The sequence below is a fragment of the Streptomyces sp. NPDC014907 genome, from assembly GCF_055562975.1.
Window position 1 is genome coordinate 26,462 of the sequence record NZ_JBVHEG010000010.1, and the last position, 21,178, is coordinate 47,639.

The 21,178-nt window shown below is 73.7% G+C and carries 19 protein-coding genes and 1 pseudogene; 5 read left to right on the plus strand and 15 right to left on the minus strand.

The window, feature by feature from the left end; genetic code table 11:
* The 5 genes from xdhB to ACZ3IL_RS23300 all read right to left on the minus strand — a co-directional run bounded on the left by xdhB (window position 1) and on the right by ACZ3IL_RS23300 (window position 6,780).
* On the minus strand, window positions 1-2,427 hold the full coding sequence (gene xdhB / locus ACZ3IL_RS23280; protein WP_467392965.1) for a xanthine dehydrogenase molybdopterin binding subunit: 2,427 nt from the start codon (window positions 2,425-2,427) through the stop codon (window positions 1-3).
* The gene (locus tag ACZ3IL_RS23285) at window positions 2,424-3,899 is read right to left on the minus strand and encodes a xanthine dehydrogenase small subunit (protein WP_467392967.1); all 1,476 of its coding nucleotides are present in this window, start codon (window positions 3,897-3,899) and stop codon (window positions 2,424-2,426) included. The genes xdhB and ACZ3IL_RS23285 overlap by 4 nt, the downstream gene beginning before the upstream one ends.
* Before the next feature lie 379 nt (window positions 3,900-4,278).
* Window positions 4,279-4,776, minus strand: a complete 498-nt coding sequence (locus tag ACZ3IL_RS23290) for a nucleoside deaminase (RefSeq protein WP_467392969.1) — start codon at window positions 4,774-4,776, stop codon at window positions 4,279-4,281.
* Window positions 4,777-5,197: 421 nt separating this feature from the next.
* On the minus strand, window positions 5,198-6,334 hold the full coding sequence (locus tag ACZ3IL_RS23295; RefSeq protein ID WP_467392971.1) for an adenylate/guanylate cyclase domain-containing protein: 1,137 nt from the start codon (window positions 6,332-6,334) through the stop codon (window positions 5,198-5,200).
* Window positions 6,331-6,780, minus strand: a complete 450-nt coding sequence (locus ACZ3IL_RS23300; protein WP_467392973.1) for a universal stress protein — start codon at window positions 6,778-6,780, stop codon at window positions 6,331-6,333. Before ACZ3IL_RS23300 ends, ACZ3IL_RS23295 begins: the two co-directional genes overlap by 4 nt.
* A 1,260-nt stretch (window positions 6,781-8,040) precedes the next feature.
* Between ACZ3IL_RS23300 and ACZ3IL_RS23305 the strand changes: the two genes are divergently transcribed.
* Both ACZ3IL_RS23305 and ACZ3IL_RS23310 read left to right on the plus strand, forming a co-directional pair.
* Entirely contained in the window at window positions 8,041-8,499 is a 459-nt protein-coding gene (locus tag ACZ3IL_RS23305; RefSeq protein ID WP_467392975.1) for a hypothetical protein, read from the plus strand.
* A gap of 232 nt (window positions 8,500-8,731) precedes the next feature.
* Complete coding sequence (locus tag ACZ3IL_RS23310) at window positions 8,732-9,565, plus strand: SAM-dependent methyltransferase (RefSeq protein ID WP_467392977.1); 834 nt, start codon at window positions 8,732-8,734, stop codon at window positions 9,563-9,565.
* Window positions 9,566-9,593: 28 nt separating this feature from the next.
* Here ACZ3IL_RS23310 and ACZ3IL_RS23315 read toward each other — a convergent pair whose 3' ends face one another.
* Window positions 9,594-10,517 carry a helix-turn-helix domain-containing protein gene (locus ACZ3IL_RS23315; protein WP_467392979.1) on the minus strand — a complete coding sequence of 308 codons (924 nt, stop codon included), beginning with the start codon at window positions 10,515-10,517 and terminating at the stop codon, window positions 9,594-9,596.
* A 99-nt stretch (window positions 10,518-10,616) separates the two neighbouring features.
* Window positions 10,617-10,853, minus strand: a complete 237-nt coding sequence (locus ACZ3IL_RS23320) for a DUF397 domain-containing protein (protein ID WP_467392981.1) — start codon at window positions 10,851-10,853, stop codon at window positions 10,617-10,619.
* Window positions 10,854-11,175: 322 nt separating this feature from the next.
* Here ACZ3IL_RS23320 and ACZ3IL_RS23325 point away from each other — a divergent pair, with 322 nt between their 5' ends.
* Window positions 11,176-11,595, plus strand: a complete 420-nt coding sequence (locus ACZ3IL_RS23325; protein WP_467392983.1) for a YciI family protein — start codon at window positions 11,176-11,178, stop codon at window positions 11,593-11,595.
* The gene (locus ACZ3IL_RS23330; RefSeq protein WP_467393294.1) at window positions 11,592-12,737 is read left to right on the plus strand and encodes an RNA polymerase sigma factor; all 1,146 of its coding nucleotides are present in this window, start codon (window positions 11,592-11,594) and stop codon (window positions 12,735-12,737) included. The genes ACZ3IL_RS23325 and ACZ3IL_RS23330 overlap by 4 nt, the downstream gene beginning before the upstream one ends.
* A 13-nt stretch (window positions 12,738-12,750) precedes the next feature.
* Here ACZ3IL_RS23330 and ACZ3IL_RS23335 read toward each other — a convergent pair whose 3' ends face one another.
* The 7 genes from ACZ3IL_RS23335 to ACZ3IL_RS23365 all read right to left on the minus strand — a co-directional run bounded on the left by ACZ3IL_RS23335 (window position 12,751) and on the right by ACZ3IL_RS23365 (window position 19,584).
* Complete coding sequence (locus ACZ3IL_RS23335; protein ID WP_467392985.1) at window positions 12,751-13,329, minus strand: hypothetical protein; 579 nt, start codon at window positions 13,327-13,329, stop codon at window positions 12,751-12,753.
* On the minus strand, window positions 13,326-14,501 hold the full coding sequence (locus ACZ3IL_RS23340; protein ID WP_467392987.1) for an ROK family glucokinase: 1,176 nt from the start codon (window positions 14,499-14,501) through the stop codon (window positions 13,326-13,328). Before ACZ3IL_RS23340 ends, ACZ3IL_RS23335 begins: the two co-directional genes overlap by 4 nt.
* 36 nt (window positions 14,502-14,537) lie before the next feature.
* A complete protein-coding gene (locus tag ACZ3IL_RS23345; RefSeq protein WP_467392989.1) occupies window positions 14,538-15,332 on the minus strand; it encodes an ATP-binding cassette domain-containing protein in 795 nt (264 codons plus the stop codon).
* Window positions 15,329-16,378 carry an ABC transporter permease gene (locus ACZ3IL_RS23350; protein ID WP_467392991.1) on the minus strand — a complete coding sequence of 350 codons (1,050 nt, stop codon included), beginning with the start codon at window positions 16,376-16,378 and terminating at the stop codon, window positions 15,329-15,331. The genes ACZ3IL_RS23345 and ACZ3IL_RS23350 overlap by 4 nt, the downstream gene beginning before the upstream one ends.
* Entirely contained in the window at window positions 16,375-17,394 is a 1,020-nt protein-coding gene (locus ACZ3IL_RS23355; RefSeq protein ID WP_467392992.1) for a sugar ABC transporter substrate-binding protein, read from the minus strand. The genes ACZ3IL_RS23350 and ACZ3IL_RS23355 overlap by 4 nt, the downstream gene beginning before the upstream one ends.
* 310 nt (window positions 17,395-17,704) lie before the next feature.
* Window positions 17,705-18,376 carry a response regulator gene (locus tag ACZ3IL_RS23360; protein WP_467393296.1) on the minus strand — a complete coding sequence of 224 codons (672 nt, stop codon included), beginning with the start codon at window positions 18,374-18,376 and terminating at the stop codon, window positions 17,705-17,707.
* Window positions 18,373-19,584 (minus strand): sensor histidine kinase, encoded by a 1,212-nt coding sequence (locus tag ACZ3IL_RS23365; RefSeq protein ID WP_467392993.1) that lies wholly within the window; start codon window positions 19,582-19,584, stop codon window positions 18,373-18,375. Before ACZ3IL_RS23365 ends, ACZ3IL_RS23360 begins: the two co-directional genes overlap by 4 nt.
* Window positions 19,585-19,729: 145 nt before the next feature.
* On the opposite strand from ACZ3IL_RS23365, the gene ACZ3IL_RS23370 reads away from it, so the two are divergent.
* The gene (locus ACZ3IL_RS23370) at window positions 19,730-19,951 is read left to right on the plus strand and encodes a hypothetical protein (protein WP_467392995.1); all 222 of its coding nucleotides are present in this window, start codon (window positions 19,730-19,732) and stop codon (window positions 19,949-19,951) included.
* A 276-nt stretch (window positions 19,952-20,227) separates the two neighbouring features.
* Here ACZ3IL_RS23370 and ACZ3IL_RS23375 read toward each other — a convergent pair.
* Window positions 20,228-21,142: pseudogene (locus ACZ3IL_RS23375) on the minus strand (DMT family transporter); the annotation flags it as partial.
* Between the last annotated feature and the right edge of the window lie 36 nt (window positions 21,143-21,178).

Sequence of the window (21,178 nt, forward strand, 5' to 3'; positions counted from 1 at the left end):
TCAGGCACCGTTCAGCGCTTCGGCGCCGGCCCGGGTCCCGCCGGCGGCGGCGCGCCCGTCCGCGGGGCGGCCGGCGGCCCCCTCGCGGGAGGCGCCGGCCCGGCGGGCCTCCTGGATCGCCCAGTACACCGCCTCCGGCGTCGCGGGCGAGGCCAGTTCGACGCCGGTGCCGTCCGGCCCGAACGCGGCGGCGGCCTGCCGCAGCGCCTCCCGTACCGAGAACGCCAGCATCAGCGGAGGCTCGCCGACCGCCTTGGACCCGTACACCGCGCCCTCCTCGGTGGCGTTCTCCAGCAGCGTGACGTGGAACTCCTCGGGCATCTCCGAGAAGCTCGGCAGCTTGTACGTGCTCGCCGCCCGGGTCAGCAGCCGGCCGCGGTGCGGGCCGTCACCGGTGTCCCAGCGCAGGTCCTCCAGCGTCAGCCAGCCCGCGCCCTGCACGAACCCGCCCTCGACCTGGCCGATGTCGATCAGCGGGGACAGGCTGTCGCCGACGTCGTGCACGATGTCCACCCGCCGGATGCGGTAGGCGCCGGTGAAGCCGTCCACCTCCACCTCGGCCGCCGCGGCGCCGTGGGCGAAGTACTTGAACGGCGAGCCCCGGAAGGCCTTCGCGTCCCAGTGCAGCCCCTCCGTCCGGTAGTAGCCGGCCGCCGAGAGCTGGACCCGCTGGAAGTACGCGGTGCGCACCAGGTCGTCCCAGGCCAGTTCCGTGTCGCCGCCCAGGGCGCGCGCGACGCCCTCGACGATGCGCACGTCCGAGGCGTTGGCGCCCAGCTGGGAGGCGGCCACCCGCAGCAGCCGCTCGCGCAGCTGCTCGCAGGCGTTCTTGATCGCGCCGCCGTTGAGGTCCGCGCCGGAACTCGCCGCGGTCGCCGAGGTGTTGGGCACCTTGTCGGTGCGCGTCGGTGCCAGGCGCACCTTGTGCAGCGGGATGCCCAGCGCGGTTGCGGCCACCTGCATCATCTTGGTGTGCAGGCCCTGGCCCATCTCGGTGCCGCCGTGGTTGATCAGGACGGAGCCGTCCTTGTAGATCAGCACCAGCGCGCCGCCCTGGTTGAAGGCGGTGAGGTTGAACGAGATGCCGAACTTGATGCCGGTGAGCGCGAGCGCCCGCTTGGTGTGCGGGTGCGCGGCGTTGAACGCGGCGATCTCGCGCCCGCGGTCGGCGATGCCCGCGTTCTCCTTGACCTGCTCCCAGACGGCGGAGATCCGCTCGGGCTGCGTGACCGGCTGCCCGTACGGCGTCGTCTGGCCCTGGCCCGGCCGGTAGAAGTTGCGCTCGCGCAGCTCCATGGGGTCCAGGCCGAGCAGTGGCGCGCAGCGGCCCAGGATGTCCTCGATCACCAGCATGCCCTGCGGTCCGCCGAAGCCGCGGAAGGCGGTGTTGGAGACCGTGTTGGTCCTGGCGATGCGGCCGGCGACGCGCGCGTTGGGGATCCAGTACGTGTTGTCGATGTGGCACAGCGCGCGGGCCAGCACCGGCTCGGACAGGTCCAGGCTCCAGCCGCCGTCCGCGGTCAGGGTGGCGTCCAGGGCCCGGATGCGGCCGTCCGCGTCGAAGCCGATCCTCCACGCGGCGTGGAAACCGTGGCGCTTGCCGGACATGGTCAGGTCCTGGGTCCGGTTGAGCCGGAACCGCACCGGCCGGCCGGTGAGTTTGGCGCCGAGCGCGGCGACGGCCGCGAACCCGTGCGGCTGCATCTCCTTGCCTCCGAAGCCGCCGCCCATCCGCAGGCACTGCACGGTCACCTCGTGACTGGGCAGCCCCAGTACGTGCGCGACGATCTCCTGGGTCTCGGACGGGTGCTGGGTGCTGCTCTGGACGAACACCTGCCCGTTCTCGTCGATCTGGGCGAGCGCCGCGTGCGTCTCCAGGTAGAAGTGCTCCTGGCCGGCGAACTGGAACTCGCCGGTGAACACGTGCGCCGAGTCGGCGAAGCCCGCGTCGACGTCGCCGGCCTCCATCACGGGCCGGGCGCCGTGGTAGCTGTCGGCCTCCATCGCGTCCTGGAGGGTGACCAGGGCGGGCAGTTCGTCGACGTCCACCTCGACGGCCGCCGCGCCGAGCCGGGCCGCCTCCAGGGTCTCGCCGAGCACCCAGGCGACCGCGTGGCCGTGGAACATGACCTCGTCGGGGAAGAGCGGCTCGTCGTGCTTCATTCCGGCGTCGTTGACGCCGGGCACGTCGGCCTTGGTCAGGACGCGTACCACGCCGGGCACGGCGAGCGCGGGCCCGGTGCGCAGCGCGGTGATCCGGCCGTGGGCCTTCATGACCTGCACCGGGTAGGCGTGCAGCACGTCCTTGGTGCGGTGGACCAGGTCGTCGGTGTAGAGCGCGGTGCCGGTGACGTGCAGGGCCGCGCTCTCGTGCGGCATCGGCACGCCGACGACGGGCTTCTCGGGTCGCTCGGACAGCCGACTCATGACGACACCGCCTCACGGGTCTGTGCGTACAGCTTCAGCAGGCTCTGGCCGAGCATCGCGGTGCGGTAGCCGGCGCTGGCGCGGTGGTCGCTCATCGGGGTGCCCTGAGCCCGCAGCACCTGCGCCGCGGCCTCGACGGTCCCGGTCGTCCACGGCCTGCCCTCCAGGGCCGCCTCGGCGGCGAGGGCGCGAATCGGGGTGGCGGCCACGCCGCCCAGGCCGATGCGCGCCTTGCGGACGACGCCGTCCTCGATGTCGAGCGCGAAGGCGACCGCCACGCTGGAGATGTCGTCGAAGCGCCGCTTGGCGATCTTGTGAAAGGCCGTGACGGGCGACAGCGGCAGCGGGATCCGCACCGCGCGGATCAGCTCGCCCGGACGGCGCACGCTCTGCCGGTAACCGGTGAAGTACTCGGCCAGCGGGACCACCCGCTCGCCGTCGGCGTCGGCGAGCACCAGCGACGCCTCCAGCGCGAGCAGCACCGGCGGGCTGTCACCGATGGGAGAGCCGGTCCCCAGATTTCCGCCGAGGGTCGCGCTGTTGCGGATGAGCCGGGACGCGAACTGCGGGAACAGCTCCGCGAGCAGCGGGACGTCGCCGTCGAGACGGCGCTCGATCTCGGTGAGCGTCAGTGCCGCGCCGATCTCGATGTGGTCGGACTCGACGCGCAGCTCCCGGAGTTCGGGCAGCCGATCGACGGCGACGGCGCAATCGGCCCGGCGGGAGCCGATGTTGACCTCCACGCCCCAGTCGGTGGAACCGGCGACCACCACCGCGTCGGGACGCTCGCGCAGCAGCAGGAGCGTTTCGGCCAGGGTCTCCTTCCGCAGGAAGGACCTGCCGTCCTGGACGTACTCGGTGGTGACGGGCGGGGGCGGGGACTGCTCGCGGCGCCGTGCCAGCGGGTCCTCGTCGGTGGGCGTGCCGACGGCGAACGCGGCGTCGCGGATCGGGCGGTAGCCGGTGCAGCGGCACAGGTTGCCGCTCAGCGCGTGCAGGTCGAAGCCGTTCGGACCGTGCTCTGCGTCGGCGCCGCCGGCCGCGTCGGAGTCCGCGGGGGCGTGCGCGCAGCGGTCGGGCCGGTAGTACTCGGCGGCCATGCTGCAGACGAATCCCGGCGTGCAGTAGCCGCACTGGGAGCCGCCGCGCACCGCCATCTCCTCCTGCACCGGGTGCAGGACGGGTGCCGTGCCGGGTTCGCCGGCGGTGGCGAGGCCCTCGGAGGTGACGACCTCCTGGCCGTCGAGCGCCGCGGCCGGGACCAGGCAGGCGTTGACCGCCACCCAGTCGGTGGGCTTGTCCACCCCGGGGCGGGCCACCAGGACGGAACAGGCGCCGCACTCCCCCTCGGCGCAGCCCTCCTTGGTGCCGGTGAGGCCGCGCTCGCGCAGGAAGTCGAGGGCCGTGGTGTGGGGGGCGGCCGGCGCGAGGGGGGTTTCTTTTCCGTTGACCGTGATGCGCGCCGCTACCATGACGGGCCTTCGTTCCGGTCCGTGATCGGTCGATTCATCGTGTTCACCAATTTCAGGCAGATTTCTGTGTCCGGACGCGCCGCGCGAAAGAAGGGGGCGCGCGGGGGCACGCGGCGACGGCGTGCCGGGGCGTGGTGAAGGAAAAACCGGGACGTGCCGCGAACGGGCACGCCGGAACGGCGCTTTCAGCAGCCGTGCGCGATCCGGCCCGGCGCCCAGGCCGTGCGGCGGGCGAGGCGACCGAGGTCAGAGAGGGTGTACATCTGCCGGTCGCCTCCTTCCGGGAATCAGGGATCGACGTCCACCGCAAATTAATGGCCGGGAACACCGGGGTCAAGGGTCCCGGTCCGGCCTTTCGGAATCCGGGCGGATTCTTTCGTCAGTATTCGACGCGGTCGGACTTCGCGGTCCACGCCTCGAACGGCTCGGTGCGCTGGGGCATGTCCAGGCGGACGACCTCCATCGGCCACGCCTCCTGGTGCTTCTTCTCGAACAGGTCGTAGAACTTGCGGTCGTCGAAGCCGGCCGCCGCGGCGTCGTCGCGGTCGGCGGAGAACACCAGCCGGTCGACGCGTGCCCAGAGGGCGGTGGACAGGCACATCGGGCACGGCTCGCACGAGGTGATCAGGGTGCAGCCATCGAGGGTGAAGGTGTTCAGCTCCTTGCAGGCGGCGCGGATGGCGTTGACCTCGGCGTGCGCGGACGGGTCGTTCGTCGCGGTGACCTGGTTGTGCGCGGTCGCGACGACCCTGCCGTCCTTGACGACCAGGGCGCCGAAGGGGCCGCCGCCGCCGCGCGCGCTGTCGGTGGCGACGGCGATGGCCCGCCGCATCCATGCCTGCTCGTCCTGGTCGGTGGTCGCGGGGGTCGCGGTCACGATTGCTCCTTGTCGCATGCGGGGGGGGGGAGGACGCGGGGGCCGCCGGGAAGGAGTACGGCGTCCGCCCGCACGGGGGCCGGGTACGAACGGCACCTCCGGCGGGGCCTCCCGTTCGTTCTCCGCCGTCCGGGTTCGTGCGAGCAGTACACAGCCGGGCGGCGGGAACCGGCCAGGCGCCGAAGGCATGAAATACGGGCGGCACGGGGCCGACGCTTCATAGGTTCCTACGAGGGCCGGGGCGGGCCGGGGAACGCGGTGGCTCCGCCGGGGCCGAGGTCCGGGGTCGGCGTCCGGGGCCGGGGGCCGGGGGGCGAGGTCCGGGACCGGATTCCGAGGCCGGGGGCCGGAGTCCGGGGCCGGGGGCCGGGGGCCGCCCGGCCGTCGCGCGCGGTCCGGTGCCGCGTTCACCGCCCCGGGGTCACCCGGCGGACCGGTTCGGCCGCAGGAGCACCGGGCGCAGCCTCTCGTACCCGCGCACCGACACGGGGCGGAGCGCCTTGAGTTCGTACGCCGGCGCGCCCGCCAGTTCGCCCGCGAACGCCGTGTCGACCAGCACGGTGCCGGGGCGGGCCACCGCGGTGAGCCGGGCCGCGATGTTGACCGCCGCCCCGTAGACGTCGCCGAAACGGCTGAGGACGGGACCGTGGGCGAGTCCGGTCCGCACGCGCGGCAGGTCCGGCTCGGCCCCGGCGCGCGCGGTGAGTTCCAGGGCGATGCCGGCGGCCTCGGAGGCCGAGTCGCACACGAAGAGGACCTCGTCGCCGATGGTCTTCACCACCCGGCCCCGGCCCTCGGCGACCACGTCACCGGTCAGGTTCTCGAACAGGTCGATCACCCGGGCGAGTTCGGCGGCGTCCAGCCCGCGGGTCATCCGCGTGTAGCCGACCATGTCGGTGAACCCCACCGCCCGGTCGCGGACTTCGGCGCCCGCGCGGGGCGGTGTCCCCCCGCCCGCCGTCGCGCCTCCCGCGCCGTTCTTCCCCGGCCCCGGACCCGACTCCGGACCCGAGCCCGAACCCGGACCCGAGCCCGGACCGCCGGAGCCCTCCCCGGCCCCGGCGAGCAGTCTCGCGGCGTGCGCCGCGAGGTGCCGGCGCCACACGTGCCTCTGGAGCAGTTCCATCTCCGGCAGCAGCGTCGCGGCGTGGCGGACCAGTTCCTCCTCGTCCACGGGGTGCGCGGAGCCGTGGCCCGCCATCCAGGCCCAGAGGGTGTCGATCTGCCATTCGGCGAGCCGGGACAGATGGTGCCCCAGGGCCCGCGCCATCATCGTCTCGCTCTCCTCGGTGATGAGCCCGGTCCCGATGAGCCGTTCCCCCGCGCGCAGCGCGTCGGCGTCGGCGTCGGTGAACACCCGCGCCTCCTCGTCCGCCGCCGGGAACCCGAGCGCGCGCCAGATCCGCACGGTGCGCCCGGGGTCCACACCGGTCCGCTCGGCGATGTCCCGTCTCGTCCAGACGCGGCCGCCGCCGAGCAGCACCTCCTCGACGGTCCGCCGCGGCCGGCCGGCACCGGGCGGCTCCGCCGGCTCCCCGTCCGGTCGGGCCCCGCTCACGTGGTGTGCACGATCAGCACGTCGAGGCCCGATTTCCTGGCGATGTCGGCGGGCACGGAGCCGAGGATGCGTCCGGCGAGCGAACGCAGGCCCCTGTTCCCGACGACCAGGAGGTCGGCCGAGGCCTTCCGGGCGATCCGTACGAGCGCGGCGACCGGTTCGCCCTGCACGGCGACCGTCCGCACGTTCGCCGCGCCCTGCGCGCGGGCCCGGTCCCCGGCGGTCCGCAGGGTGTCCTCGGCGGGCGCGGAACCCACCACCTGGTACGCCTCGGCACCCAACTGGTCCTGAGCGAGGGCGAGTTCGGGTCCACGCATCGGCAGGTACGCGCAGGCGATCACGAGTTCGGCCTCGCAGACCGCGGCGAGCCGCGCCGCCGTCTCGACCGCCGCGAACGACGACTCCGAACCGTCCGTACCGACCATGACCGTCCGGTAGGCAGCCAAGGCAACCTCCTTACCACAGAGTAAACTTACTTCTAAGTAAGGTAGGCGGGGCCGCTTGGCCCGGCAAGAGGGCGGGGCCCCGGAAGCTCCGGCCCGGGCCCGGCCGTCCGGCCCCGAACCCGCCACGGGACCCTGTCGAACGCACGAGTGATTTGACTGCCACGTCACCCGGAGGGCGCCCGTCCGGTCCCCCCGGTCCCGTACGGGCGGGTTCGCTCGGCAAAGCTTCCGGGCGGGCGAACGGGCGCCGCGAAAGCGTCCCCACCCAGGGGTCGACGGCACCCGCAGGACGTCGACACCTCTTCCGGAGCGGCAGAAATTAGCTCCCGCACATTCGCTTTTTTCCCATCCGCACGAACCGATTCGCCCCGGTGCCACCCCTGAGCCCCCAGGGAGGAGAGGGAGGCGATCACCACAGGGTCCCACCTGGGACTTCTCTCTTCCGATCAAAATCGGTCAGATATGGCAGGTCGACAGCCCGTCTGTATCGCCAATATGCGGGCAGAGACGGATGACAATCTGACATCGGAAGGCCATAACCAGTCCCGCGCAAGAGGCTCGCAGAAGGGAATCGGCTTGCACGGCGGGAACGTCACGCCATGCGAAGCGAATACATCTGATCTGACGATATCGTGGCGTCACCGCACGCGATCCCTCGGCGACGGACCGTGATGCGCATGCCCCTGGACGGTACGCCCCGGGGCCCCGGCACCGTCCGTCGACGACCAGAAAGAAGTCGAGCATGACCCTCGGAGCAGCCAGGAGCCCGATACCGCTCCCCCGGTCGGTCCCCACGGGATCATCCCTTCCTCCCGCCGCGGCGAAACCCCCGGCCCCCCACTGACGGATCTCCGCCGGGTCCGAGCCCCCGGCCGGACGGAGGACGCCCCCGGGCGGCCCCGTCCGGCCCCGGCCGCCGGCGTCCCGGGCCGGCGGACGCCCGCACCCGGAACGGCGAAGGGAGAACCCCATGACAGTGCCACCGGAGGGAGCGCACCGCGAGCACCGCGGTGGCCCCGCCGAACCGAGGAAGAGGAACGGCCGCCCACCGGGCCACCGCGAACCGGCGGGCCGGCGACGGCTCCCGTGCCTCCGGGGCCGCGCCCGGAGCGGCGGCGACCGGACGGAGACCGCCGGGCCTGCCGGACCCGCCGGGACGAACGGAGCCGCCAGCCCCGCCAGCCCTGCCGGACCCGCCGGACCCGCCGGACCCGCCGGACCCGCCGGGACGAACGGCCCGGCGGCCGGGGCGGGGCGGCCGTGAACGGCCCCCCTGCCTCCCGTTCGGCCCTGGCCGCCCTGAGGGTCGGGTTCGAGGCGTTCCGCGAGGCGAACAGGGGCGCCTACGTCCGATACGCCGAGCAGTGGACCCGTGACCGGGTGGAGGCGGAACGGTGTGTCGAGGCGGTGCTCGTCGCCCTGGAACACCGCTGGGTCGGCGTGCTCGGCTCCCACTCCCCCGCCGCCCGGGTCTGGGGAGAACTGCGCGCCGAAGCCGCGCGCCGGGCAACGGACTCCGGCGGCCGGACGAGGCGGTTCCACACCGCCCTCCGGGACGACCAGGCCGACATCGTGCTCCTCCACCGCGACCTGGGGCTGTCCGTCGAGGACGCCGCCCACCTCATGGGCCTGGACGTCCCCGACGCGCGCGCCCTGCTGCGCGGCGCCGAACGGGACCTCCGCGCCGGAAGGGACCCCCGCGCGGAGCGCGACCGCTGACGCCCGGACGGCCGGACGCCCGGATGCCCGGACGGCCGCGCGGCCGTCCTCGCCGGACCGGTGCGCACCCCGCCCGCGGACCGCGCGCCGGCCGTCCTCCCGCCCGTCGCGCGGAGGCCGTCCGTTCCCCCGTACACCCTTCGGGGTGACTAGCCGTCAGCCGCGCGCGCTCCTAGGATGAGCCCTCGTGTCCGGGCACAGCCGGCCCGGACAGGGGTTCAGGGGAGCGTGTATGGCCAACGGGGAGGAATCCCGAACGCGCGTCATCGACACCGAGCGGGCCAGTGCCGCGCGCATGTACGACTGGCTCCTGGGCGGAACGGAGAACTTCGAGGTCGACCGGGACGCGTGCGCCGAGCTCCTCCGGATCGCGCCCAGCACGCAGCAGCTCGCCCGCAACAACCGCGACTTCCTGCGGCGCGTGGTGCGCTACCTCGCCGTCGAGAAGGGGATCACCCAGTTCCTCGACCACGGCAGCGGCCTGCCCACCCAGGACAACGTCCACCAGGTCGCCCAGCGCGTCTCCCGTGACGCCAGGGTCGTCTACGTCGACAACGACCCGATGGTGCTCGCCCACGCGCGGACCCATCTCGACGACAACACGAACACGATGGTCGTCGACCACGACATGCGGGACACCCGCAGGATCAGGGAGGCCACCGACGGCTTCCTCGACTGGGACCGGCCCGTCGCGGCCCTCTTCGTCTCCGTCCTGCACTGCATCCCCGACAGCGACGACGACAGGGACCCGGCCGCCGTCATCAGGGCGGTGTCCGAACTCCTGGCGCCGGGCAGCCACATGGTCATCTGCCAGCTCGTCAGCGACGATCCGGCCGTCCGCGACGGAGTCACCCGGCTCATGGAGGGCGCGACCGGCGGCAACTGGGGACGCGTGCGGGAACCCCACGAGGTGAGGCGCTACTTCGACTCCCTGGAGATCGTGGACCCCCCGGGCCTGGTCGACGTGATCGACTGGCTCCCCGACTCGCCGCCCCCGCCCATGGAGCTGCGGTCCACCGACTGGGTGGAGTGGGGCGGAGTGGGGCGCGTCCGGACACCCCGGTGACCCCACCGCCGCGGAGCGGGCGCGCCGCCTACTCCGGCCGCTCCGCGGCGGCCCGCTTCTCCCAGTACGCGATGGCGCGCTCCAGCGCGCGCACGCTGTCCGCGCGGTCGTAGATGTTCGCCCGGACGTTGAGCAGCAGCTTGCGCGTGCGGTCGAGCTGGACCTTCTGCGTGATGTAGTGCGCGCCGTCCGCGTGCTCCACGTACGCCAGCTCCTGGTGCTCCCCGTCGGCGAACGACAGGTGGAAGACGGGGGTGGGCGGGGCGATGACGTGTTCCGGCACGATGCGCACGTTGACCTTCTCGGTCAGGGTGGCCGTACGGAGGAAACGCATCTGCTCGACCATCATGCCGGCGGTGCCGTAGGGCTGGGAGAGCACCCGTTCGCCGATCAGGGCCGCCAGCCTGGGCATCCCTCCGTCGAGCATGAGCTGCCGCTGCATCCGGAGGGCGACGATGAGTTCGATGTCGCTCTCGGAACGGCCGATCTCTATCATCCGGACCAGCGCACGGGCGTACGCCTCGGTCTGCAGGAGGCCGGGAACGACGCGGGGTTCGTAGACCGTGATCTGCCGCGCGGTCCGTTCGAGCCGGATGAGGCGCCGGAGGAAGGCGGGGGTGACGTCGGCGAACTTGGCGAACAGGTCCTCGTTGCCCGCCTGCTGGTGCAGCTGGTCGAGGTGGGCGCGGTCCTCGCGGGAGACTCCGTAGAAGAGGGCGAGGTCGTTCAGGTCCCGGTACTTGACGGGGCTCTTGCCCAGTTCCATCCGGCTGATCTTCGACGTGGAGGCACGGATGACCCGCGCCGCGTCGGCCAGGGTGTAACCGCGCCGCTCGCGGTGGGAGCGCAGTTCGTCGCCCAGCATGCGGTCGCTCAGACGGTCGCCGGCGGTGTCCTGCAGGGAGACCACGGGCGCGCCGGAGTCGGACCGGTGCTTGGGGGCGGCGGGCATGCGGGCTCCGGGGTCGGGGAAATGCCGGTTCGCACGTCAGAATGCCCGAGGCGAGCCCGCCGCCACAAACCATGGCCAACGCTTTACGAGGCGCTCGCCCTAGACGGTGAGATCGTCGAACTCGTCCCCCTTGACCCCCTGGGTGAAGGCCCCCCACTCGGCCTCCGTGAAGACGAGGGCCGGGCCGTCGGGGTGCCGCGAGTTCCTGAGCGCGACCCCGCCGCCGGGCAGCCCCGCCGCCTCGACGCACTCGCCCGCCCCGATGCTCGCCCGCGCCTTCCGCCAGGCGACGCCCTCGATCGCGTTCCCGGGGACACCGTTCTCCAGCACCGACATGACCGTCCTCTCCGTTCGACGTCCGGGGCCTTCCGGCCACCGACGTGGCGCGTTCCCATATGGGAACCGTCCGCCCCGCACATGCAAGGGTAGGAGGGGGCGCCCGCACAGGCATGTCCCCGAAAGAGTGCACTTCGGGGCCTATTTTCCCCTCACCATCTCGCCATTTCGTCCTTCCGTAGGATTTACGGATGCGATGTCCTCCGGTGCTCCCGAGGAATCCGGAAAAAAGTCGGGCGGGCATGTCGAGAACCCGCGGCCGGCTCCGTCCCCGGGGTGAAGGCGACCACAATGGGTCGCACCAGGACCGAGGAGAGACACCATGGCCAAGTACCTGCTGCTCAAGCACTACCGCGGCGCCCCGGCGGCGGTGAACGACGTACCGATGGACCGGTGGACGCCGGAGGAGATCTCGGCCCACATCCAGTACATGCACGACTTCGCGGCCCGCCTGGAGGAGAGCGGCGAGTTCGTCGACGGCCAGGCGCTCGCCCCCGAGGGATCGTGGGTCCGCTACGACGGCGAGGGGCGTCCCCCGGTCACCGACGGGCCGTTCGCCGAGACCAAGGACCTCATCGCCGGGTGGATGGTGATCGACGTCGACAGCCACGAGCGGGCCGTCGAGCTGGCCGGGGAACTGTCGGCGGCGCCCGGGGCCGGCGGAAAGCCGATCCACGAGTGGCTCGAACTGCGCCCCTTCCTGGCGGCGCCGCCCACCGTCCCGGAATGCCCCCACGGATGAACGAGGCCCTGCTCCGGAACCTCACACCGGGCGTCCTCGCCGTCCTGGTCCGCCGCGGAGCCGACTTCGCGGCGGCCGAGGACGCCGTGCAGGAGGCGCTGATCGAGGCGGTCCGCGTCTGGCCGGCCGACCCCCCTCGGGACCCGAAGGGCTGGCTCGTCACCGTCGCCTGGCGCCGGTTCCTCGACGCGGCCCGCGCGGACACCGCCCGGCGGCGGCGCGAGGGCCTCGTGGACGAGGAGCCGGCCCCCGGGCCCGCGCCCGCGGCGGACGACACCCTCAGCCTCTACTTCCTGTGCGCCCACCCGTCGCTGTCGCCGTCGTCCGCGGTCGCGCTCACGCTGCGCGCCGTGGGCGGACTGACCACCCGCCAGATCGCCCGGGCCTATCTGGTGCCCGAGGCGACCATGGCGCAGCGGATCAGCCGGGCCAAGCGGACCGTCTCCGGCGTGCGGTTCGACCGGCCCGGGGACGTCGCCACCGTGCTGCGGGTCCTCTACCTGGTCTTCAACGAGGGCTACTCCGGGGACGTCGACCTCGCCGCCGAGGCCATCCGGCTCACCCGGCAGCTCGCGGCCGCGGTCGACCACCCGGAAGTGGCGGGGCTGCTCGCCCTCATGCTGCTCCACCACGCCCGGCGCGCGGCCCGGACCGGACCCGACGGCGCCCTGGTGCCGCTCGACGAGCAGGACCGGAGCCGGTGGGACACCGGACTGATCGCCGAGGGCGTCGCCGTCCTGCAGGCCGCCCTCGCCCGCGACCGCCTGGGCGAGTTCCAGGCGCAGGCCGCCGTCGCCGCCCTCCACGCCGACGCGCCCACCGCCGGGGAGACCGACTGGACGCAGATCGTCGAGTGGTACGACGAACTCGTGCGCCTGACCGGCAGCCCCGTCGTGCGCCTCAACCGCGCGGTCGCCGTCGGTGAGGCCGACGGGCCCCGCGCGGGTCTCGCGGCGCTCGCGGAGCTGGAGGGCCCGCTGCCCCGCCGTACGGCGGCGGCGGCCCACCTCCACGAACGCGCCGGTGACGAGGAGACGGCGGCACGGCTGTACGCCGAGGCGGCCCGCGAGGCGCCCAGCCTCGCCGAACGCGACCACCTGAACCGGCGGGCCGCCCGGCTCAACGCCCGCCGGGGCGGGTGACGCGTCCGCCCGGTCAGGGGCTGGTGGCGGAGACCGCGTACACCCGGGGGAAGGCGGGCTCGGTGAGGTCGACGGTGATGTCGGTGACCGGGCGCGGCTTCTCGCGCCCGACGGTCGTCCCCGCCCAGGCCGTGCCCTCGCCGAAGGACCAGCCGGCGATCTCCGCGTCGCGGTCGCCGACGGTGACCCGCCCCTGCGTGAGCCGCGCGCGGCCGGTGCCGGAGTCCGCGAGGAAGGCGTCGAGGCCGGCGGCGGTCGTCGTGAAGCGGACGTACAGCCGGCTGGTCTTCCAGTTGCTGGTCTCGTAGTAGGCGACGTCCCAGGCCCCGGTGGGGATCGGGACCTCGAAGATCCGGCGCTTCATCTGGGAGGGCCAGTTGGCCTGGAGGCCGGCCACCGAGGACTCGCGTTCCTTGTCGCGCCCGCTGTCCCGGCTCTGGCCCGCGGAGATCACGAGGTAGCCGGCCGGGATGCCGACGAGGAGCACGATGATGACGGCCGTCAGCCAGCGGCGGCGGATCATGTGCCGGCGGTCCTCGGGCAGCCCGTCGCGCGGCGGGCGCGGCGGGGCCACCGGGCGGGCCGGGGTCACGAGGGGGGGTCCTCGGGAGCCCGGGCGGCCCGGCCCGGAGTCCCGCTGCGCAGGGCCTGGGCGTAGCGCTCGTACCGTTCGTACCGCTCCACCCGGCGCCGGTTGGCGCGGCGGAAGCGGCGGGCGACGAGCCGGGCGAGGTCGGCGGCGCCGACCATGCCGGCCTCGGGGCCGAGCTGGGCGCGGACGAGACGGGCCTCGGGACGGTAGCCGCGGCCGGTGAGGTGGCGGCGGAAGGACTCCCTGGCGGGGCCGATGAGGAGGTCGTCGGCGGCGGAGACGCCCCCGCCGACGACGAAGCAGGAGGGGTCGAGGGCGGCGGCGAGGTTGGCGATGCCGACGCCGAGCCACTGTCCGATGTCCTGGAACAGCTCGACGCACATGGCGTCGCCCTCGCGGGCCAGCTCGGTGATGAGCGGGCCGGTGATGTCGGGGACGTGGCCCTTCACGCGCTCGATGATGTTGTACGCGACCGGCGAGTCGGCCGCGGCCAGCTCGCGGGCCTCGCGGACGAGCGCGTTGCCGGAGCTGTACTGCTCCCAGCAGCCGCGGTTGCCGCAGGGGCAGCGGTGGCCTCCGGGGACGACCTGCATGTGGCCGAACTCGCCGGCGACCCCGTACTTGCCCCGCTTGACCTGCCCGTCCTCCAGGATCGCGCCGCCGATGCCGGTGCCGAGGGTGATCATGACGAGGTGGTCCTCGCCGCGCCCGGCGCCGAAGCGCCACTCGGCCCAGGCGGCGGTGTTGGCGTCGTTGTCGACCATGACGGGGACGGCGAGGCGGCCCTGGAGGGAGTCGCGGAGGGGCTCGTTGCGCCAGGCCAGATGGGGGGCGAAGAGGACCCGGGCCCGGTCGGCGTCGACCCAGCCGGCCGCGCCGATGCCGACGGCGTGCACGTCGTGCCGGTCGGAGAGGTCCAGGACCAGCTCGACGATGGTGTCCTCGACGACCTTGGGGCTCTTGGACTTGTCCGGGGTCTCCGTGCGCAGCGTCTCCAGGATGTTCCCGTCCGCGTCCACGACGCCGGCCATCACCTTGGTGCCGCCGATGTCGATGCCGACGGTCGGCACCCGGGGCGCCGTCAGGTGGGAGCGCCGCTCCCGGGTGCCGACGGTCCGCAGCACGGTGCCCCGGGCGGAGCCGCGGTGGGCGAGGTCACGGTAGGTACTCATCGGCTTCGATTCTGCCAGGTGGGATGTGCGGAGCCGTTACGCGGCGGAGGGCCGTTCCAGTTCGTGGCGCAGGTCCTCCAGCTCGGTGCCGCCGGCCATCTGCCGGGTCAGCTCGTCCAGGGTGACGGAGCCCTTGGCGTGGCTGCCCGCCATGGCGCCCCGCTTGAGGAGGACGAAACGGTCGCCGACGAGGTGGGCGTGGTGCGGGTTGTGGGTGATGAGGACCACGCCGAGCCCCTGGTCGCGGGCGGCGGCCACGTACTTGAGGACCACCCCGGACTGCTTGACGCCGAGCGCGGCGGTCGGCTCGTCCAGGACGAGGACCTTGGCGCCGAAGTGGACGGCGCGGGCGATGGCCACGCACTGGCGCTCGCCGCCGGAGAGGGTGCCGATGGGCTGGTCGACGTCGCGCAGGTCGATGCCCATCCGCAGCAGGGCCTCGCGGGTGGTGGCGCGCATCAGCCCGACGTCGAGCCGCTTGAGGGGTCCCCTGCCCCTGGTGGGCTCGGAGCCGAGGAAGAAGTTGCGCCAGACCGGCATCAGCGGGACCACGGCGAGGTCCTGGTAGACGGTGGCGATGCCCCGGTCGAGGGCGTCGCGCGGGTTGGCGAGGGTGACCTCCTCGCCCTCGATGCGGAAGGTCCCGGCGTCGTGCCGGTGCAGTCCGGCGACGATCTTGATGAGGGTGGACTTCCCGGCGCCGTTGTCGCCGAGGACGCAGGTGATCTCGCCCGCGCGGACCTCCAGGGAGACCCCTTCGAGGGCCCGGATGTTGCCGTAGTACTTGCTGACGTCGTCCAGCTCCACGAGGGGAGGGGTGCCGGTCGTCACTTGGTCGCCTCCACGCGCTTGCGGATCCAGGCGTTCAGGAGGGTCGCGAGCAGCAGCATCGCGCCCAGGAAGAACTTGAACCAGTCCGGGTTCCACTCGGCGTACACGATGCCCTTGCTGGTCATGCCGAAGATGAGGGCGCCGACCGCCGAGCCGATGGCCGAACCGTAGCCGCCGGTGATCAGGCAGCCGCCGATGACGGCCGCGATGATGTAGATCAGTTCGTTGCCGACGCCCTCGCCCGACTGGACGACGTCGAAGGAGAAGAGCAGGTGCTGGCCGGAGATCCAGGCGCAGAGGGCCACGCCCGCGTAGAGGCCGACCCTGGTGCGGTGGACGGGGACGCCGACCGCGCGGGCCGCGTCGGCGCCGCCGCCGACCGCGAAGATCCAGTTGCCGAAGCGGGTGCGGAGCAGGATCCAGGTAGCGAGCGCGACGAGGCCGAACCACCACAGGATGGTGACCTTGAACTCGACGCCGCCGAGGGTCAGCTGCGAGGCGAAGAGCTTCCGCGCGGAGGAGAAGCCCTCCATGTCGGCGATGGTCTTGGTGGAGACGGTGCCGCTGATCAGCTTGGTGAGGCCGAGGTTCAGGCCGGTCAGCATGAGGAAGGTGCCGAGCGTGATGATGAAGCTGGGCAGCCTGGTACGGGTCAGCATGACGCCGTTGAAGACGCCGATCGCCAGCGTGACGAGCAGCGAGACGCCGACGCCGACCCAGACGTTGGCCGTCATCTGGTAGCTGAACATGGACGAGATCAGCGCGGAGCTGGTGACCATGACTCCGGCGGAGAGGTCGAACTCGCCGCCGATCATCAGCAGGGCGACGGGGACGGCCATGATGCCGATGGTGGAGGCCGCGTAGAGGACGGTGCCGAGGCTGGAGGCGCGCAGGAAGCTGTCCGCGAAGACCGCGAAGAAGACGAAGACGGCGACCGCTCCGACGACCGAGCCCAGTTCGGGGCGGGCGAGGAGCTTCTTCAGCGGGGTCGTGCGCAGCAGCCGCTCGTCCACGTGGTCGACGCCGGACGGGGCGGTGGGACTCATCGGGTGCCCCGATCCGCGTAGGCGACCAGCGCCGGGGCGTCGTCCTTCGTGATGATCTGGGGGCCGGTGAGGACGGGCCTGCCGCCGCCGAGGACGTCGGCGTTGTAGCGGTACAGCCAGAGCAGGTCGACGGCCTCGTACCCCTGGAGGTAGGGCTGCTGGTCGACGGCGAAGCCGAGGGTGCCCGCCTTGAGGGCCGCGGCGACCTTGGCGTTGAGGTCGAAGGTGTCGATCTCGGCCTTGCTGCCGGCGCTCTTCGCGGCCTGGACGGCGGTGTCGGCGAAGGGGGCGCCGAGGGTGACGACGGCGTCGATGTCCTTGTCGGACTGGAGCTTGGCCTCGACGGAGGCCTTGACGTCGGGCATGTTGGTGCCGTCGACGTACAGGTTGACGAGTTCGCCGCCGAAGGTCTTCTTCGCGCCGGCGCAGCGCTGCTCGTGCCCGACGTTGCCCTGCTCGTGCAGGACGCAGAGCGCCTTCTTCTTCCCCCGCTTGTCGAGCTCCTCGCCGACGGCCTCGCCGGCAACGGTCTCGTCCTGGCCGATGTGGGAGAGGGCGCCGTAGGCCTTGGACTGCTCGGCGCCCGAGTTCACGGTGATCACCGGGATGCCGGCCCTGACGGCCTTCTCCACGGCGGCCTTCATGGCGTCGGGCTTGGCGAGGGTGACGATCAGGCCGTCGACGCCCTTGGCGATGTACGAGTCGACCAGCTGCGCCTGCTGCTGGGCCTCGTCGTTGTGGGCGTAGAGGAAGTTGATGTTGTCCTTGACGGCGGCCTGCTTGGCGCCCTTCTGGACGATGTCCCAGAAGGTGTCGCCGTCGCCCGAGTGGGTCACCATGGCGAAGGTCCAGCGGGGGGTGTCGACGGCCGCCCGGCCCTGGGCCTGGGCGGCCTTGCGGGCGTCCTCGGCCCGCTTGCCGCCGGTGCTGCTGCATCCGGCGAGCGCCGCCGTCAGCGCGAGCGCGAGCACGGCGCCGACCGCGGCGCGTACCCCTCCTGTCCGAACCCTGGTCACGAGGCCGTGCCCTCCTTTGTGTCCTTCTGCGTGCATTGCAGTATCGGTCATGCGGGTCGTGGCGTTCGCCGCGGGGCACGTCAGGGGGCGCGGGCGGGCCGCCGGCCGGGCCGGCGCGGTCCGCCCGGGGCGGAGGAGAAGACCGGGGCGCGGGGCACGGAGGGAGCGTAGCCCGGGGCGTCGGCGACGGAAAGCCGTCGCGCCCGGCCGCGCCGCCGGGTCCCCGGCCGTGCGGACGGTACCGCCCGCGCCGGGGGCACGCGCGCCGGACCGGCCGGTACGGGGCGGAGCCGGCCGCGCTCCGGTCCCCCTACGTGTCCTCCGGTTCGTCCAGGAGGCCCGCGTCGTGGACGAGGAGGGCGATCTGGACGCGGTTGTCGAGGCCGAGCCGGGCCAGGACGCGGGAGACGTACGTCTTGACGGTCGGCACGCTCATGTACAGCCCGGCGGCGATCTCCGCGTTGGAACGGCCGTGCCCGACGGCGACGGCCACCTCCCGCTCCCGGTCGGTGAGTCCGGCGATCCGGCCGGCGGCCATGGCGCGCCGGGGCGGCTCCCGCCGCTCCGCGACGTGGGCCATCAGCCGGCGGGTGACGGCCGGGGACAGGACGGGGTCGCCCGCGGCGACCCGGCGGACGGCGGCGACGATCTCGGCGGGCGGGGTGTCCTTGAGGACGAACCCGGCGGCGCCGGCCCGCAGGGCGCGCAGAACCTGCTCGTCGGCGTGGAAGGTGGTGAGGACGACGACCTCGGGGGAGCCGGGACGGGCGCGGAGGAGTTCGGTGGCGGTGAGGCCGTCGACGTGGGGCATGCGGACGTCCATGAGGACGACGTCGGGGGCGTGCCGGGCGACGAGCTCGGGGACGTCCCGTCCGTCGGCGCCCTCCCCGACGATGACGAGGTCGTCGGCGCCGCCGAGCATGAGGGCGAGGCCCCCGCGGACGAGGGGGTCGTCGTCGACGATGAGCAGCCGGATGGTCATGGGGGCCACGGTAGCCAGGCGCGCACGGTGAATCCGCCGTCGGGGGCCGGACCGTGGGCAAGACGGCCCCCGGCGAGGGCGGCGCGCTCGGCGAGCCCGATGAGGCCCTGGCCGGAGCCGGGCACGTGCGGGACGGGTCCGGCGGGGGCCGGGTTGCGGACCTCGACGGTGAGGCCCTCGCCGGGGCGGCCCCGGACGGTGACGGTCACCGGGGCGCCGGGGGCGTGCTTGCGGGCGTTGGTCAGGCCCTCCTGCGCGATGCGGTAGGCGGTGCGGCCGGTGGCGGCGGGGACCGCGTCCGGGTCGTCGACGGTGGTGTCGAGGACGACCTCGGCGCCGGCCTCGCGGGATTCGCCGACCAGCGCGCCGAGGGTGGCGAGGGTGGGCTGGGGACGGTCGCCGTCGCCGTTCTCGCCGGGAGCGCGCAGGACGCCGATGATCTCGCGCAGGTCCTGGAGGGCTTCGTGGGCGCTGTCGCGGATGACGCCGGCGGCGCGGGCGACCTGCTCGGGCGGGGCGTCGGGCCGGAACTCCAGGGCTCCGGCGTGCACGCTGAGCAGGGTGAGCCGGTGGGCGAGGACGTCGTGCATCTCGCGGGCGATGGCCTCGCGGGCGAGCCGCTGCGCCTGGGCCGCGCGCAGTCCGGCCTCGGCCTCGGCGCGGCGGGCGCGTTCCCTGAGGGCTTCGACGAGCTGGCGCCGGGAGCGGACGAGCATGCCCCAGGCGATGACGAGCAGGGTGAGGACGAAGCCGAGGGCGAGGGAGAGCGCGAGGTCGGTGGTGGGATCGGGGCGGAGGAACGTCTGGGCGGTCGAGGTGGCCACGGCCAGCGCGCCGATCCGGGCGACCTCGCGGAAGGGGCGGCGCACGGCGACGCCGAACAGGCTCGCGAGGAGGGCTCCGGCGGCGACCGGCGCCACGGTGTTCACCAGGGAGAGGACGATCGCGAGCCCGGCCGGCCACCGGCGGCGCAGCCAGAGCGCGCAGCAGGCCGCGGCGCCGGCGAGCTGGTCGAGGAGGGTGACGGTCATGCTGGTGTACTGCGCGCTGGTGTCGGCGGCGACGAGGCCGAAGAGCGCGGCGAGCAGGAAGAGCGAGGCGTCCACGATCCAGTCGCGAACGGTACGGCGGGGCCGCCCCGCCCCGTCCCCGCCCGGTTCGGCCGGGTGGGAGGGGAGCGGCCGGCGCCGCCGGTCCGTACGGGTCATGCCCGCAATGTACGCAGCCGGGGCCGGCGCGGGGAGCGCGTGCGGCCGGGGCGGTACCGAAGTCGCGGAGGCCGGTACTTCGGTAGCGGCGGTCGTGGACCGGGGACGGACGCGACCGGTCCCGCGGTCCGGCCATGATCGGCGCGTGAAGAGATTTCTGGAGACCACCGGGTTCCTGCTGACCGTGTTCGGCGTCTGCGGGGTGGTCCGCGAGCTGACGGACGGCTGGTTCGGGTTCATGGGCCTGACCCGGTTCCTGACGGAGAACGTGGGGTTCCTGGAGGGCCGGGAGGTGTTCGCCAACCTCGTGATCGCCGCCCTCGGCGTGGCCGTCATGGTCGCGTCGGACCGGGTGCCGAAGTCCTGAACGGCCGGCGGGCCCGGGGGCGGGACGGCTCAGCGACGGTCGCGGCGTCGCCGTGATCCGAGCGGCCGCCGTGCCCGGGGGCGGGCCGGCTCGGCGACGGTCGCGGCGTCGCCGTGATCCGAGCGGCCGCCGTGCCCGGGGGCGGGCCGGCTCGGCGACGGTCGCGGCGTCGCCGTGATCCGGGCGGCCGCCGTGCCCGGGGGGCGGGTCGGCGGGCGCGGCGCTCTCCGGTGCGGACGGCCCCGCCGGGCGGAAGTCCCGTCCGGCGTCCCGGGCGGCCGCGCGGCGGCCCCACGCGGTGCCGGCGAGCACGAGGGCCGCGCCCGCGAGGCCGAGGGCGCCGGGGCGGTCGCCGGCGACGGCGATGCCCGCGGCGGCGGCCCAGAGGGGTTCCGTGCCCAGGAGGAGGCTGACCCGGGACGGGGAGGTGCGGCGGACCGCCCACATCTGCACGAAGAAGGCGAAGAGCGTGCAGAGGACGGAGAGGAAGAGCAGCCCGGCCCATTCGCGCGGGCCGAAGCCGAGGGCCACGGACCAGGGGGTGGCGCCGGTGCCGGGGAAGGCGGCGATGACGGCGAACACGGCTACGGCGGAGCCGAGTTGCACGGTGGTGAGGGAGAGCGAGTCGGCCGAGCGGATCGCCCCGGTCCGGGACATGGCCAGGACGTGGACGGTCCGGGCGAGGGCGGCGAGCAGCATGAGCAGGTCGCCGGCGGAGGGGGCGGTGAAGCCGCCGCCCTGGGTGAGCAGGACGACGCCCGCGACGGAGAGCGCGGCGGCGGCGAGGAAGGCGCGCGTCGGCCGGACGCCGGTGACGGCGGCCTCGGCGAGCGGGGTGAAGATCATGGTGAGGCTGATGATCAGGCCCGCGTTGGTGGCGGAGGTCCGGACGAGGCCGTGGGTCTCCAGGAGGAAGATCCCGCCGAGGACGAGTCCGAGGACGCACGCGCCGCGCCACTGGGCCCCGGTCAGGGACCGGAGCCCGTTCCACCCGGCGACGACGAGGGCGGGCAGCACCACCGCGAAGCGCAGGACGAGGACGGCGATGACCGTGTGGGTGGTGGTGATGCCCTTGGCCGCGAGGTAGCTGGCGCCCCAGACGGCGGCGACGAGGAGGACGGGCAGGTCGGTGGCCCAGGCCGGGCGCGGGGCGCCGAGGGGGACGGGGGCGGCGATCGGCGGAGCCGTCATGACGGGGTCTCTTCCACTCTCCGGGGGGGTGGAGAC

Excerpts from the sequence above, each read along its gene's own strand:
- ACZ3IL_RS23310 (WP_467392977.1), top strand. The coding sequence starts at position 8,732 with ATGGCCAACGGGGAGGAATCCCGAACGCGCGTCATCGACACCGAGCGG.
- ACZ3IL_RS23360 (WP_467393296.1), bottom strand. The coding sequence starts at position 18,376 with ATGACCATCCGGCTGCTCATCGTCGACGACGACCCCCTCGTCCGCGGG.
- xdhB (WP_467392965.1), bottom strand. The coding sequence starts at position 2,427 with ATGAGTCGGCTGTCCGAGCGACCCGAGAAGCCCGTCGTCGGCGTGCCG.
- ACZ3IL_RS23330 (WP_467393294.1), top strand. The coding sequence starts at position 11,592 with ATGAACGAGGCCCTGCTCCGGAACCTCACACCGGGCGTCCTCGCCGTC.
- ACZ3IL_RS23340 (WP_467392987.1), bottom strand. The coding sequence starts at position 14,501 with ATGAGTACCTACCGTGACCTCGCCCACCGCGGCTCCGCCCGGGGCACC.
- ACZ3IL_RS23365 (WP_467392993.1), bottom strand. The coding sequence starts at position 19,584 with ATGACCCGTACGGACCGGCGGCGCCGGCCGCTCCCCTCCCACCCGGCC.
- ACZ3IL_RS23315 (WP_467392979.1), bottom strand. The coding sequence starts at position 10,517 with ATGCCCGCCGCCCCCAAGCACCGGTCCGACTCCGGCGCGCCCGTGGTC.
- ACZ3IL_RS23325 (WP_467392983.1), top strand. The coding sequence starts at position 11,176 with ATGGCCAAGTACCTGCTGCTCAAGCACTACCGCGGCGCCCCGGCGGCG.
- ACZ3IL_RS23285 (WP_467392967.1), bottom strand. The coding sequence starts at position 3,899 with ATGGTAGCGGCGCGCATCACGGTCAACGGAAAAGAAACCCCCCTCGCG.
- ACZ3IL_RS23350 (WP_467392991.1), bottom strand. The coding sequence starts at position 16,378 with ATGAGTCCCACCGCCCCGTCCGGCGTCGACCACGTGGACGAGCGGCTG.
- ACZ3IL_RS23320 (WP_467392981.1), bottom strand. The coding sequence starts at position 10,853 with ATGTCGGTGCTGGAGAACGGTGTCCCCGGGAACGCGATCGAGGGCGTC.